Genomic DNA, 13,436 nt, shown 5'->3' with positions numbered 1-13,436 from the left:
AGTTTCCAACATCCCCACAGTTACAACAACAATAATTATATTTTTGAATTAAATAAGTCTATAAAATACCAGTCCGAACTAAGGGAGGGTTACAGGTTCAAAAAGCTTGCTCGATCAAGAAAATGAAAAAACCCATCAAATTAAATGATGAGTTCGAGGATTATTTCAGAACTACAATTATTCCGCAATCATTTGTTGATAGAAATCTTTTCTTACGAAAGTTTACACCCCTGTCACGGTTCCCAAGATTTTGATGATTCAAAAAAGGAAAAATATGTCGTGATAACCGTATTTACTGATATAGTTATCTAAAACAAAATCTTGTTTTATTGCTTATGTTGATGAGCAATCGTCCCCTTCCCTAATTTCTTTTAGTTGCGGAGTACAAGGAATATACTCGTATAATCCTATGGAAACCATTGAAAGTCTGAAAAATGAAATCCTATCTTTAAAAGAGGAAAATCTAAAATTAAAAAGTTCGCAACGTCTTGCTGCTGTTAAAAGTGACGAACAAGAAGCGTATCAGGTATCTCAGGTTCGCTTCCATACCGTATTTGAATCATTGCGGCTGGGCAATAAAATTATTGCTCCTGACCTGCGAATTCTGGAAGTTAATCCGGCACTATTATCTTTATTAGGTTATGATAGAAAAGAAGAGCTTATTGGTACCAGGATACTTGATTACTCCCCTGAAGAACACCATCAGCATTGGAAATCTTTACAAGATAATCTCTGGAAAAGATCATCACCATCATTCAATCTCGAAACCTGTTTGCGAAAAAAAGACGGAACGCTGATCTGGTGTAATGTAAATTCAATACTATTCGAGGATAATAATGAGACATTAGGTTTTACAATTATTGAAAACATTACCACTAAACGAGAAATCAGGTTACATAAGGATGAATTTATTAACATCGCCAGCCATGAATTAAAAACTCCGTTAACCGCTTTGAAAGCGGTAGTGCAGTTATTTAACAGAATTATAAAAAAGGATACTTTAGTCAACGATAAAGTGATAGAACTTGCACATGATGCGGAGCGGTATGTTGAAAAACTAAATCATTTGGTGGAAGATTTGTTGAACTCTACCAGGCTCGGTGAAGGCCAATTAAAGCTAAACAAAAAACGACTTTCTTTAAAAGAACTTATTGAAGGCTGTTGCAACCATGTGCGTTTAAATGGTACGCATGAGATTAAACATACCGGTGACCTTTCTTTAGAAGTGTTCGCCGATAAACATAGGATAGATCAGGTATTAGTAAACCTGGTTAACAATGCTGTGAAGTATGCGCCCGATTCAAATTTAATTACCATTCATGTTGAGGATTTAATCGATAAGGTTAAGGTTTCTGTGATAGACACAGGCCAGGGCATTTCTGCTGAGTTTGTACCTTATTTATTTGACAGGTATTACCGTGTCGACGAGAATCGCAATCAAGGTTCCGGTTTAGGCCTCGGCTTGTACATTTCTGCGGAGATCATTCGGAAACACGGCGGTGAGATCGGTGTCGATACGGGGGTAGGAAAAGGTGCTGCATTTTGGTTTATATTGCCTAAGGATCTCCCGCCCGGTACGTAACGTTCCGACATACAATAAATTAAGCGTAATTTAGATTTCTTTTCTATTTAGTTTAAATTTTCTTCTAACTCAAGTCCTATCATGCCAGTAGCCGAAGCCCACCATATCATTGCCATTGGCGCCTCTGCGGGCGGCATGGAAGAGATCAATACTTTTTTTGACCATACCCCGCTGGATGGTGTCGCTTATATTATCGTTCAGCACTTGTCGGCAGATTTTAAAAGCAGGATGGTTGAACTCTTGGCCAAACACAGCAAGCTTGAAGTAGTAGAAGCGGCTAATGGTGTTGCTATAGAGGTCAACAAAGTGTTTTTGATTCCACATGATAAATTCATGACGGTTAAAGACAACAGACTGTATTTAACGCCAAAGGGTAAAGCTAAAGGCCCGCACATGACTATCAACAGGTTCTTTCTTTCACTTGCGGTCGAATGTGGTAAAAAAGCAATCGGTATAATTCTTTCAGGGCTTGGTTCCGATGGCACTGATGGTATCAAAGCTATCAAAAAAGCAGGGGGAATGGTCATTGCACGCAATCCGGAAACATCGGAATTTGGAAGTATGCCAACCCATGCGATAGCAACCGGCATGGTAGATTTTATTTTAGAACCCAATCTAATGCCTGTTGCCATAGAGGATTATGTAAAATATGGCGCGGAATTATTTTCGGATTCGCAGGATGATGAAAAGTACATTAAGGCAATTGTCGATCTCATCAAAGAAAAAATACCGTTCGATTTTACAGACTATAAGTTGACAACTTTATTGCGGAGAACAAAACGCCGGGCTGCATACTCGAACTTTACTACGCTTGGTAATTACCTTGATTTCTTAAAAACGGATCCAGCGGAAGTTCAAGCTTTAGCCAAAGATTTTTTGATTAGTGTAACTTCTTTTTTCAGGGATAAAGAAGCCTTTAAATATATCCAAACTCATATTTTTCCGGACCTTTTAAAAAGGCTCGCTCCGGACGAAGAATTAAAACTGTGGGTGGCGGGCTGTGCTACTGGGGAGGAGGTATACTCCCTGGCCATTTTATTGGCAGAATTATTAACGGACAGTCATGAAGGACTTATTATTAAAATATTTGCAACTGATATTGATAGCGCAGCGTTGCTGCACGCCGGGAAAGAGTTGTATAATTCCACAATTGCAAAAAGCGTATCTGCTGAACGGCTGGAAAAATATTTTATAAAAGAGGGTGTTAACTACAGGGTGAGCCCCATCATTCGTAAAATGGTCATATTTGCCCAGCATGATATGGTGAAAAATCCACCATACTGTAATATGCAATTTGTAAGCTGCCGTAACATGCTCATCTACATGACCTCGGTTCTGCAAAAGAAAATTTACACCATGTTGCTTTTCGGTTTAAAAAAAGATGGCTATTTGTTTTTAGGTTCCAGCGAAAACCCCATGCCTATCATGAAGAACCTGGAAGTGGTCAGCAAGAAATGGAAGATCTACAAGAATTTAGAAACCAAACGGGTATTACGTTTTGATGCATTTATGTTACCGGAAGTAGCGGAGGTGAAACGTACAGCATCGCAATTCAATAGAACTAACACCGGAAAAAATATTACCACTAACCTGGCGGAGGCTATGCACGTCGACCTCGCTTACCAAATGGATTATCTCGCGGTTTGCATTGATGAAAACAACCTGGTGGTCAAATCATACGGGGATACCACCAAGTACCTGCTTCAGAAACATTTTACTGCTGACCTGGTCGAACTCTTGCCAAAACCTTTGGTTGTCGCGTTCAATACGCTCCGAAAAAAGGCGGAGAAAACTAACGAAAAGGTAACCATCACCGAAGTAAAGATCAAAACCGGTCAGCAGGTCAGAAACATAAATGTTACTGTAAGCCCGTTAATCGTTAAAAAAGATGAGCAAAATCTCTTTATGGTTACTTTCTGTGATAACAAATCCGTCACGTCCCCTAAGGAGGCTGTTGTTTTCGATGAAAAAATTTACCTCGATGAATACACAGTCAACCTGGAGGAGGAATCCAAAGAATTAAAGGAAAAACTTCACAACGCTTACGAGGAACTGGATGCTTCAAATGAAAATATGCAATCTTTTAACGAAGAACTATTGTCAGCAAATGAAGAAATGCAAAGTTCAAACGAAGAAATGCAATCGGTTAACGAGGAATTGGATACCATCAATGCGGATTACCAGTTAAAAAACAGGGAACTGCTGGAGATTAACGATGACCTCAATAACTACTTCAGAAGTAACCTTAATGGTCAATTATTTATTAGTAACGGCTTGCTCCTGATGCGCTTTTCCCCGGGAACGGTCAAGCAGATCAACCTGCTGGAAACCGATATAGGCAGGCCTTTAAGTAATATCTCTACTAATATCAAATTTGAAACCATACTGGATGATATTAAAGAGGTCATTGCCAAAGGAACCGTTATTACTAAAGAAATAGAAACCAATAATGGGAAATGGTATCAAATTATGACCATGCCGTATGTGCAGTCAGATAAGAAGAATAACGGCGCAATTATCACTTTTAACGATATCACTGAATTAAAAACAGCACAATTAGAACTGGATAAAAAGAATAAAAGTCTGCAAAGGATTAATGCCGACCTGGACCACTTTATCCATGCGGCCTCCCATGATCTGTTAGCGCCATTGAGCAATATTGAAACCAGTATTAATATCATGAATAAAATTAAGCTCACTGATGTTAAACTGATGGACTTTTTAACAATCATCAACACATCAGTGAAAAAATTCAGAGAACTGATAACGGATATTGGCACCATTGCAAAGGTCGAGAATGACATGATAAAAATGGAAGTTGTTGATGTTGATGATATCATCAACAATATTGAGTGGAGTTTAGAAAACAAGATCAACGACTCCGGTGCGATCATTAATAGGGATTTAGAAATTAAACATATATATTTTTCAAAAAAGAACTTGCGTAGTATCCTTTATAATTTAGTCTCTAACGCAATTAAATTCCGGCGCGACGAAATACCGGTTATAAATAATCGCACAGAAAAAAAAGGTGATTTTATTTTACTATCTGTCCAGGACAATGGTAAGGGTATTCCAAAAGGCGGAATTGATAAAATATTTGATATGTATGGTCGATTAAACCAGGAAGTTGAAGGTCACGGTATAGGCTTGTACCTTGCAAAAAAAATAGTTAATGCAGCAAGCGGGAATATTGTGGTGGAAAGTGAGCCAGGGAAAGGCAGTACATTTATGATCTATTTAAAAGAAGAACCAGAACATATCGCAGTCACTACCTCTTTGAATTAAAGATAATTTCATTATTCACTAAACCTAAGTCTAAACACATATTAAAACAGCCATTTTAGTGCTTACCGAGATGATGAGGGGTTTTTGAATCAATTCAATACCGGTCATGACCTTTTTTTTTACCTTTCATTAAAACGAACAGACGGCAGAACTTACCAAAGGATTTGAGGCCGTTCGCATCTTTTATCTTAGATGAGAATTGTCACGAGCTTTTCAGTAGCTATGGCTTCCACTTAACTAAAAGCCAGGCCATTGACTACCTAAAAATTTCATGCATACTTGAATTAAGAAATGTCAACGCGCCTTTAATATTTTCAAGTGATATGCTATGTCGTTTTTCCCGGATACTGGAGGGTATCTCTGTCGCATATTTTGTAACACACGAAATAACTTGCGAGTGCAATGAAGTATCGAATTGTGATGCTACGAGATTATTTCGTTGTAAAGCTAAAACACGGTTAATGGGAGAAAAGCTCGCCAATGAACCTGAATATTTTGAAATTATTCTTCTGCATGGTCTCTACCCCAATATCGTAAAATTACGTCCCCCCGGCACAGGACTTTACCATGCATTTTTTTACTAATCAATAAACAAATAAGGCCGAATCCCATTTTTTAACATACAATTATATTTTGAAACTCAATATTAATCTGGTGCCTTTATCAACCTCACTTTCTATAGCTACCGTGCCGCCGAGTTCTTCCATTTGCGACTTAACCAAATAAAGTCCCAGACCCTTGCTGTCCGAATTATCATGAAATTTCTGGTAAAAGCCAAAAATGCGCTCCCGGTGCCTATTAACATCCAGTCCAATGCCGTTATCTTCAAAGGTCAATTCTATTTTGTCTTTTATCGTTTTGGTTGAGATTTGAAGATACAGGGGCCGTGACGGTGACCTGTATTTAAGCGCGTTAGTTAGCAGGTTCAATAAAATGCTTTCAAAATACACCTTATGGAAACGGATCACAGGGGCATCTTTGAAATCGCAAACAATAATGGGATGAATCTCATCGGTAATATTTATTAAATTATGGTTAATATTCGCAAAACACGATTTTCAAAATATTAATATGCTACAACTAATTGGCGAGTTCCATAAAATAAATATAGCTCATCATTAACAGAGAGTTATTAAATAATAAGAGGCCGCCCGAATTAATCCGAAGCGGCCTTCAACCTACACTAAGCAATTTCAGCTTACATTTTGCCCATGGTGTCCTTTTTCATTTTGGACATTTTCATTTTCATCGGCTTTTTCATCATCATTTTGCCGTCCATGCCCATCTTTTCACCGTTTTTCATCATCATCATCTTGCCATCTTTCATCTTAATTTTGCCATCTTTCATCACCATTGTGCCATCGCTCATGGTCATGTCCTTATCCATCATCATGGTCTTGCCGTCTTTCATGGCCATCATTTTGCCGTCTTTCATCATGACGCCGTCTTTCATTTTCATTTTGCTTTGCGCCATTGTGCCAAAGCTCAGTGTTACGGCCATCAGGGCCATCATCAATTTTTTCATGGTGTTTTGTTTTTTAGTTTTATGTAATATTAACCTATGGCAGGTCTAGAAGTTATCACAGAAGTATAACATTTGATGCGTATTTAAACAAAATCGCGCAGGCTTTCTTTGAGGCTACGCCGGGTGCGGTGACTAATTACCCAGTAATTAGCCGGGCTCAAATTGAGCGTCCGGCAGATTTCTTCAGCGGGCCGGTCTTCGAGGTCTTTCATCGTAAAAACAAGTTGCCAAACGGGTGGTAGTTTGCTTAATACTTTGTTGATGACAGATAGTAATTCGTAGTTGCTACTGAACATTTCCGCGCTGGGTTCTTCCGGCAATATGCCAAGCTTGAACTTATCCATCTCCATTTTACGGTAAGCGTCATAGGTTTTGTGCTTGAGTATCGATGTCAGCCAGGTACGCAGGGAACAGCGTTGTTCAAACGGTTTACGGTTTTCCAAAGCTGCAAGATAAGTCTCTTGTACCAGGTCACGGGCCAGTTCTTGGTTGCCGGTACGGCTGAAAGCGTAAGCATAAAGATAACGCTGGTGTTGGTGCAGGGTTTGATCGGTGTGCATGGTGGCTGGTTTTAGTTTTTTAATACTAAAATAACCGTTGGCTTACACAGAAGTTATCACAAAATCCTAACTTTTTGACTGGTAAACCGGCATTTCGATACGGAAGTAATTATGCTTTTTAGCTACGCCTGCTTTAAAGAGAAATTGGTGAAGTTTTAATATCTTTTTAACCAAAGCCAGTCCCAGCCCGCTATGCTGCGGCCTGTTGGTGAGGCTATCTCCTTCGCTATTCAGCCAGGTGAGCATTTCCTTTGATAAGTGTTCACCTGTATTCTCAAACATAACGACCAATTGCCCGTTTTTATCTGTGAGGCTGATGGTGATCTCTCCCTGCTCTGGTGTGTATTTTAGTGCATTCTCCAATAGGTTTTGTAGAACGCGTTCCAGCATACTGATGTCGGCACTGATCATCGAAGGGTCTTCGCAATTTTCACAAATGATCCTGATTTCTTTGACCCTGCCTTGCAATTGCGCACCACTGACCAATTCTTGCAAAACTTCCGAGATGATAAAAGGTTCTTTAACCGGGCTGAAGCTGACGGACTCCATTTTGGACAGCTCGAATAATTGCAGCACCAGTTTTTCTACCTGCCTGATCTTGCTGTTCACGAGCTCAAGATGGGCCTGTTGTTCCGATGCGCTTGCGTTCTTCTCAATCAATAGGGTTTCGGTGTAACCACGTGCCACCGATAGTGGTGTGCGCAGGTCATGCGAAATATGCGCCAGGAAATCCCTCCGTTCTTCTTCCAAAGCTTTCAGCCTGTTAAAGTTAGTTTCCAGCATACAGGCCATCTTATTGAACGCATCCGATATCGGGTAAAACTCATCTTTTTTGCTGGCATCAAAACGTTCATTCAGGTCGCCATCGCGGAATTTATCCAGCACACGGATCACCCGGTTAAACCGGCTTTGCAATCGAAAAGTGTAAAGAATACTGAAGGTCAGTGTAGTAAGGACGATGATGCCGAATATCTTGATCGCCAAGCCACCGATACGGCTTCGAAAGACAAAATCTGCTACGTTGCGGTATTCTTTACTGACCAGGATCACGTAGATATACCCGATCTGCTGATTGTTTTGGAACACTTTCGCTGCGGAAAATATTTTAGGTGTTTCCGGGTCTTTGGGATCAACGCTGCGGATCAACTGGTTGGGATCGGCCAGGTATTGTTGGATATGATCCAAGGGAACGGCCCATATTTTAATGAGGGAATCGGCAGCATGATAAGAGATGACCTTACCATCATTATTTAAAAAGTAGACTTCCACGTTCGGGCTGATAACCATGGCCTGAAAGAAAACGGAGTCGGCTTTACGGCGGTTAACACTATCGCCTTCAAATGGCGAAGAAAATTTTGCGATATGTGCCGCGACATCTTTATTTAATAATTGTGTACTGGCCTGGTAATATTCGGTCGTAGCCATGTAGGTGACGATCACGAAAAGGATACTCAATACCGTAACCACGATAAAAATCAGCAGGCCGATGCGCCTGAATATGCCTGTTGCCCTGTTATTGCTCATTCTGCAAAGCGGTAGCCGGTACCCCAGCTGGTTAAAATATATTCGGGTTTGGCCTGATCGGCCTCTATTTTCAGACGCAAGCGGTTAATGTGAGCGGTAACGGTATGCTCATAACCGGAAACGGTATAACCCCAAACCTGCGCCAGCAATTCGTCGCGGGTGTAAGTTTGGCCGGGGTGTGAAGCCATCAGCAAAAGCAGATCGAATTCTTTAGGAGTCAGGTCCACTCTGTTCCCGCGAACGCTGGCTTTGCGTAAAACCCGGTCAATGTCGAGTTCTTTGTAGTGGATGGTTTTTGCAGGTTCGGGTATGTTTTGCGGTAGTTGTTCTGCCCGGCGGATCAACGCTTTGGTGCGGGCCAGCAATTCCTGTATCCCGAAGGGCTTGGTAACATAATCATCGGCACCCAATTCCAGTGCTTGTACTTTATCTATTTCTTCAAAACGGGAAGTGAGCATCATAATAGCGCTTGAGATATTTTTGCTCCGGATGTGTTTACAGATCTCCATGCCGTTCATGTCGGGCAGCATTACATCCAAAATGATCAGGTCATAAGCTGCTTTGCAGGCTTTTTCAGAACCGTCACGGCCACTTTTGGTGGCGGTAAGCTGGTAATCGGGGGCCTTATAATGCAGCTTTAAGAGCTTAACGATCTCGGGGTCGTCTTCTACCAGCAAGATGTTTTTCATAGAACCAATAACCTTAAGGAATGGTTAAAGTTTTAATATTGAGGAAAATAAAGTTTGTAAGGATTAGTGACTGTCACCCGACTACTCTGAAAACATCACCTATGAAAACAAGCAATGCGGGTTTCAATACCGGTGTAGTCGCCATTACCATCGCGCTGATCTGGATCGGCCTTTTAAAGTTTACGGCCATGGAAGGCATGATGATCAAACATTATATAGAGAACAGTTTTTTACTGAGCTGGATGTATAAATTTTTGTCTGTCGGTGCCGCCTCCATGCTCATCGGTACTTTCGAGATCATCACCGGTTTTTTGATCCTGGCCTCGTTCTGGTTCCCACAAGCCGGTAAGATCGGTGGCGTGATGGGCATCGTTATTTTCTTCACTACACTAAGCTTTTTATTGACCACGCCCATGACCTTGAAGATCGCTGAGGGATTACCGGTTACGGATTTCTTCTTATTAAAAGATCTGGCTTTTTTAGCCATTTCGGTACAGGTTTTGGAGCGTTCACAAACAAAGACAGCATAATATGAAACCATTAAAAGATAAAATTGCCGTGATCACTGGTGCCGATTCTGGTATTGGACAAGCGGCGGCCAACGAACTGAGCCGTTTAGGTGCCGATATTGTAATCAGTTACCTGCACGATAAAAAAGGCGCGAACGAAACGCTGAAAATGGTGGAAAGCAATGGAGCTAAAGGCCTGTTGCATCAAACCGATGTTTCGGATTTCAAAGCGGTGCAAAAGCTTTTTATTGCAGCCACTAAATCATTAGGTACGCCGTATATTTTGGTCAACTCCGCAGGTATCGACGCCTCGGGTGTGCCGGTAGTGGATATGAATATCGAGGTTTTTGAGGAAACGATCAAAGCTAACCTGTTCGGCACATTTTATAATTGCAAGGAATTTATCGCGCTTCGCAAGAAAGCCGGAGGCCAGGGAAAGATCATTAACATCAGTTCGGTACATGAGGATATCCCGCGTGCAGGGGCAGCGGAATATTGCGCCAGTAAGGGCGCAGTACGCAATCTGACCCGTTGTTTAGCGCTTGAACTGGCTGAAATGCGGATCAATGTAAATAATGTAGCGCCTGGGATGGTGTTAACACCTATGAACCAGGAAGCCATAGACGACCCGAAAAAGTTAGAAGAACAGGTACAAAGTATCCCCTGGAAACGTGCCGCCGAGCCTTGGGAAGTAGCCAAACTGATCGCTTACTTGGCTTCGGAAGATTCGGCCTATGCGGCTGGTCAAACCTTTACTTTGGACGGTGGTCTATCCCAAAACGTAGGACAAGGCGCATGAAGTACAAGGTCATTAAAAACGAAAAGTTAAAGCTGAAGTGCAGTTCACCATTGTCGGGGATGTACCAGCTAAGTCCATTTGTGTGGGAGGAAGGCGGCGGGTATCGTATCTTGATGCGCGCCGTCAATACCTCTGAAGATGCGACCCAAAAGGTGGCTCGGATCTACAGCGGCACTTCGAAAAATGGGTTAGACTTTCACATGAGTGACGGGCCGGTAATCGCTCCAAGCACTAAAAGTTACGATAAGGATGGCTGCGAAGACCCAACCGTGGTCTGCGTGGGCAAAAAGTATTTGGTGTATTATACCGGCTGGAATCAAACGAAAATGGAGGGACAATTGATCTTAGCAACAGGTAAAACCTTAGATGAATTAGCTTTCTCAGTTACCGCTATACCCAGCAAAACACCATACATCAACCCAAAAGAAGCTACGGTAACGCAATTGAAGAACGGTAAGTGGTTTTTGCTTTTTGAATATGCTAATGAAAAACGGTCGAAATTGGGCGTGGCAGGGATCAAGAATGCCAAAGGCCCCTGGAAGATCAAAGGCGAGTATCTGCCTGCGGTTAAAGATAGTTGGGATGCTTACCACCTTAGTCCCGGCCCGGTGGTGATCACGCCACAAGGTCAAACGGTTTTGTTTTATAATGGTTCAGACCCTGATGCCCATTGGCGTATTGGTTGGGCCGAACTGGATGAAAAAGGCAAAATAACTGCCCGAAGCGATAAGCCATTAATTACTCCGGCTAAAGCTAAAAAAGGCGAAACGGATATTGCGTTTGCAGCTTCGGCCGTGGTGATGAATGACCAGATTTGGTTGTATTACACAACCGCCGATAAAACGACCTACAGGGCGATCATTGAGATAAGTAATTGATTTGAAATAGAACACCACCTGGAGGTGACCGCGTTGTATTAACTATGCTTTAGGTTTTCTACAAATTTTATGCAAAGAAGTCCCCACTCGCCATGGTGGGGATAAATCATTGATTTTGCTGCTCCCCAGACTGGACACAATTCGAACCATTTATTGAGGTAACTCCAAACTTTCAATGATTTACAGGTGGGAACTGAATGAAAGTATCAGAAACAGCATAAAAGATCATGAACTTAAAATAAAAGTATACTTGGCTAAAAAAACTTTTCTTAAGGAGATTTTCTTTTTAAATCTTTCGAACCACGAATTCCGGCGAGTATATTACTTATTGCTTTTAAGCCGTTCCTGATCACTGTTGAATACATCTCGATATATTTTCCAGCCGTTTACGGTGTTTTTCCAAAGTTTTAAATATTTGCCTTTATCAATTACTTTACCATCAGATCCAAAAACTTGCCAATTGCCTATTTCAGTAATAAATTCCCCGTTATTGCCATATATGTCAATTGTTGAGAATTTAACCCCAAGGACTTGTCCGGCGTTATACGTATCTTGAAAATCTTTCATTAATGCTGCTTTCCCACGGATGGTAGCAGTATTCGGTGGCATCAACCAGGCGTCATGTGTATAGAGACCAACAATGGCGGTATCCTTTTTTTTAAATAGGTTAAAATAAATCTTGTTATCCATTTCAATTTGTTTTTTGATCCCGGGTAACGCCTGTCCACTTGACTGCTGATTGAAAACCAGAAAAGATAGGCAGGCTGGATATTCCGGGAGCCTTGACCAGGCTAATCAGTAGGATGTAGACCATCCGGTTGTGTAGATAATAATAGAAATTAAAATTGACTATCAAGAGATTAATCTGGTCAAAGTGTTCCGGAATCAATTGATCGTAATTTCAGAATAGGGTGATCAATGGCGTCGGAATATCCACAAGACAGCATATGATAGCCAGGATTATGTGCTTTATCGAAGTTTTATAGACTTATTAAGTTCAAGGTTTAAAACCAACAGGGAAGTAAGTGATTATGCAAAAATGTTGGGGATCACTTCGCGCAGGTTGAGCGACCTGAGCAAGCGATGCTGCAAAAAAAAAAGCAGCCAAGGAGATCATCAATGGTCAGCGCGTTGCTGAAGCGAAACGATCATTACAATTTAGTTCGACGACTGTAAAAGAAATAGCATACGAGCTTAGCTTTAATTCTCCTGAAGAATTCAGTCATTTCTTTAAAAAAAATACAAATTTTTCTCCAGCTAACTATCGTAGTAATTTTATAAACATTGGAGTTAATATTTAATATGGAAATCTCTAACGGATATATTAGCATTTAATATTTCCTGCGATTTTGAGGTGTTGATGAGTAAGATTCAGCTAGATAAAAACGCGGTTGCAATAATAATAATAAGGAGGAGGAAGGATATGATCACCTCTTTTGGAAAGAACCAAAATGTTTTTTCTTTAGCAGTTGAGCTTTGCAATTTGCTTTTCAAAAAACGCGACCTGTATGTCATTAAAAGCGGCCTCTTTATTCATCAACTTTACATTCGGGAATTTGGTACCATCTTGAGAGGTAACTGGGTAAATGATGTGAAGCTTTGAGCCTGTTTGATGGTAAAAGAACGTGACATTATTGATCACTTTCCTGAACTCATAATGGATTACATCTATGGATTGATCATTCAGCATCACCCCGTTAAACCACGTAAACTTTTTACGGCTCCAGTGAAAATACAAAATCGTGGCTAAAATAATGACCGGGCCAGACATGAATGCGGCAACATGATGGCCGAAATAGTTGTTTAAGGCCTGAGCATTCGATGCAAGTTTGGGATTAGCATTATGTGCTGCCATTTGGCACAAAAACAGGAAGCTAAAAATCCAAAAAACCATGCAAAGAGGTAGAAATGCGACACGCATGTTGCCACATTTTAAATGAACAGTTGGTTCACTGTCTTCCGCAATGAAAGTGGATTGGTTATAGATCATGTATATTATATTAAACCATTAGTTATGTTTCACCTAAAGGTTTGTTTGAAATTGTAGTTACAAGACAGCACCTAATTCAGAGGTTCACTTTT

General features: G+C 40.9%; 13 protein-coding genes. 6 read left to right on the top strand and 7 right to left on the bottom strand.

The features are described from left to right. Nucleotides 1-409 precede the first annotated feature (409 nt). Nucleotides 410-1,582, top strand: coding sequence for a PAS domain-containing sensor histidine kinase (locus ABIB39_RS17515; RefSeq protein ID WP_354431471.1), 1,173 nt, complete (start codon nucleotides 410-412; stop codon nucleotides 1,580-1,582). An 81-nt stretch (nucleotides 1,583-1,663) separates the two neighbouring features. Further along, nucleotides 1,664-4,870: a chemotaxis protein CheB gene (locus ABIB39_RS17510; RefSeq protein WP_354431470.1), complete on the top strand. Its 3,207-nt coding sequence runs from the start codon at nucleotides 1,664-1,666 to the stop codon at nucleotides 4,868-4,870. Between the two features lie 626 nt (nucleotides 4,871-5,496). Here ABIB39_RS17510 and ABIB39_RS17505 read toward each other — a convergent pair. From ABIB39_RS17505 to ABIB39_RS17485, 5 genes are all read right to left on the bottom strand, one after another. Further along, nucleotides 5,497-5,838 carry an ATP-binding protein gene (locus tag ABIB39_RS17505; protein ID WP_354431469.1) on the bottom strand — a complete coding sequence of 114 codons (342 nt, stop codon included), beginning with the start codon at nucleotides 5,836-5,838 and terminating at the stop codon, nucleotides 5,497-5,499. 230 nt (nucleotides 5,839-6,068) lie between these two features. Further along, nucleotides 6,069-6,395 carry a DUF6799 domain-containing protein gene (locus ABIB39_RS17500; protein WP_354431468.1) on the bottom strand — a complete coding sequence of 109 codons (327 nt, stop codon included), beginning with the start codon at nucleotides 6,393-6,395 and terminating at the stop codon, nucleotides 6,069-6,071. Nucleotides 6,396-6,478: 83 nt separating this feature from the next. Beyond that, nucleotides 6,479-6,955 carry an RNA polymerase sigma factor gene (locus tag ABIB39_RS17495; protein ID WP_354431467.1) on the bottom strand — a complete coding sequence of 159 codons (477 nt, stop codon included), beginning with the start codon at nucleotides 6,953-6,955 and terminating at the stop codon, nucleotides 6,479-6,481. Between the two features lie 66 nt (nucleotides 6,956-7,021). Then, nucleotides 7,022-8,479, bottom strand: coding sequence for a histidine kinase dimerization/phospho-acceptor domain-containing protein (locus ABIB39_RS17490; RefSeq protein WP_354431466.1), 1,458 nt, complete (start codon nucleotides 8,477-8,479; stop codon nucleotides 7,022-7,024). Continuing rightward, nucleotides 8,476-9,168, bottom strand: a complete 693-nt coding sequence (locus ABIB39_RS17485; protein WP_354431465.1) for a response regulator transcription factor — start codon at nucleotides 9,166-9,168, stop codon at nucleotides 8,476-8,478. The genes ABIB39_RS17490 and ABIB39_RS17485 overlap by 4 nt, the downstream gene beginning before the upstream one ends. Before the next feature lie 101 nt (nucleotides 9,169-9,269). Between ABIB39_RS17485 and ABIB39_RS17480 the strand changes: the two genes are divergently transcribed. Genes ABIB39_RS17480 through ABIB39_RS17470 form a run of 3 tightly spaced genes read left to right on the top strand, consistent with a single transcriptional unit; the run spans nucleotide 9,270 to nucleotide 11,354 of the window. Further along, nucleotides 9,270-9,698, top strand: coding sequence for a DUF417 family protein (locus ABIB39_RS17480; RefSeq protein WP_354431464.1), 429 nt, complete (start codon nucleotides 9,270-9,272; stop codon nucleotides 9,696-9,698). Nucleotide 9,699: 1 nt separating this feature from the next. Continuing rightward, on the top strand, nucleotides 9,700-10,476 hold the full coding sequence (locus tag ABIB39_RS17475; RefSeq protein ID WP_354431463.1) for an SDR family NAD(P)-dependent oxidoreductase: 777 nt from the start codon (nucleotides 9,700-9,702) through the stop codon (nucleotides 10,474-10,476). Further along, nucleotides 10,473-11,354 (top strand): glycoside hydrolase family 130 protein, encoded by an 882-nt coding sequence (locus ABIB39_RS17470; RefSeq protein ID WP_354431462.1) that lies wholly within the window; start codon nucleotides 10,473-10,475, stop codon nucleotides 11,352-11,354. The genes ABIB39_RS17475 and ABIB39_RS17470 overlap by 4 nt, the downstream gene beginning before the upstream one ends. A gap of 321 nt (nucleotides 11,355-11,675) precedes the next feature. Here ABIB39_RS17470 and ABIB39_RS17465 read toward each other — a convergent pair whose 3' ends face one another. Further along, nucleotides 11,676-12,044, bottom strand: coding sequence for a YybH family protein (locus ABIB39_RS17465; protein WP_354431461.1), 369 nt, complete (start codon nucleotides 12,042-12,044; stop codon nucleotides 11,676-11,678). Nucleotides 12,045-12,466: 422 nt separating this feature from the next. Between ABIB39_RS17465 and ABIB39_RS17460 the strand changes: the two genes are divergently transcribed. Continuing rightward, complete coding sequence (locus tag ABIB39_RS17460; protein ID WP_354431473.1) at nucleotides 12,467-12,655, top strand: helix-turn-helix domain-containing protein; 189 nt, start codon at nucleotides 12,467-12,469, stop codon at nucleotides 12,653-12,655. 161 nt (nucleotides 12,656-12,816) lie between these two features. Here the strand turns inward: ABIB39_RS17460 and ABIB39_RS17455 are convergent, their stop codons facing one another. Next, nucleotides 12,817-13,344 (bottom strand): hypothetical protein, encoded by a 528-nt coding sequence (locus ABIB39_RS17455; RefSeq protein ID WP_354431459.1) that lies wholly within the window; start codon nucleotides 13,342-13,344, stop codon nucleotides 12,817-12,819. Between the last annotated feature and the right edge of the window lie 92 nt (nucleotides 13,345-13,436).

It is taken from the genome of Mucilaginibacter sp. UYP27 (assembly GCF_040547175.1).
Taxonomy (GTDB): domain Bacteria; phylum Bacteroidota; class Bacteroidia; order Sphingobacteriales; family Sphingobacteriaceae; genus Mucilaginibacter.
This window is presented reverse-complemented; position numbering and strand designations above follow the sequence as displayed.

What these genes read in the sequence shown, in the direction of transcription:
- ABIB39_RS17515 (WP_354431471.1), top strand. Translation starts at nt 410, where the DNA reads ATGGAAACCATTGAAAGTCTGAAAAATGAAATCCTATCTTTAAAAGAG.
- ABIB39_RS17510 (WP_354431470.1), top strand. Translation starts at nt 1,664, where the DNA reads ATGCCAGTAGCCGAAGCCCACCATATCATTGCCATTGGCGCCTCTGCG.
- ABIB39_RS17500 (WP_354431468.1), bottom strand. Translation starts at nt 6,395, where the DNA reads ATGAAAAAATTGATGATGGCCCTGATGGCCGTAACACTGAGCTTTGGC.
- ABIB39_RS17495 (WP_354431467.1), bottom strand. Translation starts at nt 6,955, where the DNA reads ATGCACACCGATCAAACCCTGCACCAACACCAGCGTTATCTTTATGCT.
- ABIB39_RS17490 (WP_354431466.1), bottom strand. Translation starts at nt 8,479, where the DNA reads ATGAGCAATAACAGGGCAACAGGCATATTCAGGCGCATCGGCCTGCTG.
- ABIB39_RS17485 (WP_354431465.1), bottom strand. Translation starts at nt 9,168, where the DNA reads ATGAAAAACATCTTGCTGGTAGAAGACGACCCCGAGATCGTTAAGCTC.
- ABIB39_RS17480 (WP_354431464.1), top strand. Translation starts at nt 9,270, where the DNA reads ATGAAAACAAGCAATGCGGGTTTCAATACCGGTGTAGTCGCCATTACC.
- ABIB39_RS17475 (WP_354431463.1), top strand. Translation starts at nt 9,700, where the DNA reads ATGAAACCATTAAAAGATAAAATTGCCGTGATCACTGGTGCCGATTCT.
- ABIB39_RS17470 (WP_354431462.1), top strand. Translation starts at nt 10,473, where the DNA reads ATGAAGTACAAGGTCATTAAAAACGAAAAGTTAAAGCTGAAGTGCAGT.
- ABIB39_RS17465 (WP_354431461.1), bottom strand. Translation starts at nt 12,044, where the DNA reads ATGGATAACAAGATTTATTTTAACCTATTTAAAAAAAAGGATACCGCC.
- ABIB39_RS17455 (WP_354431459.1), bottom strand. Translation starts at nt 13,344, where the DNA reads ATGATCTATAACCAATCCACTTTCATTGCGGAAGACAGTGAACCAACT.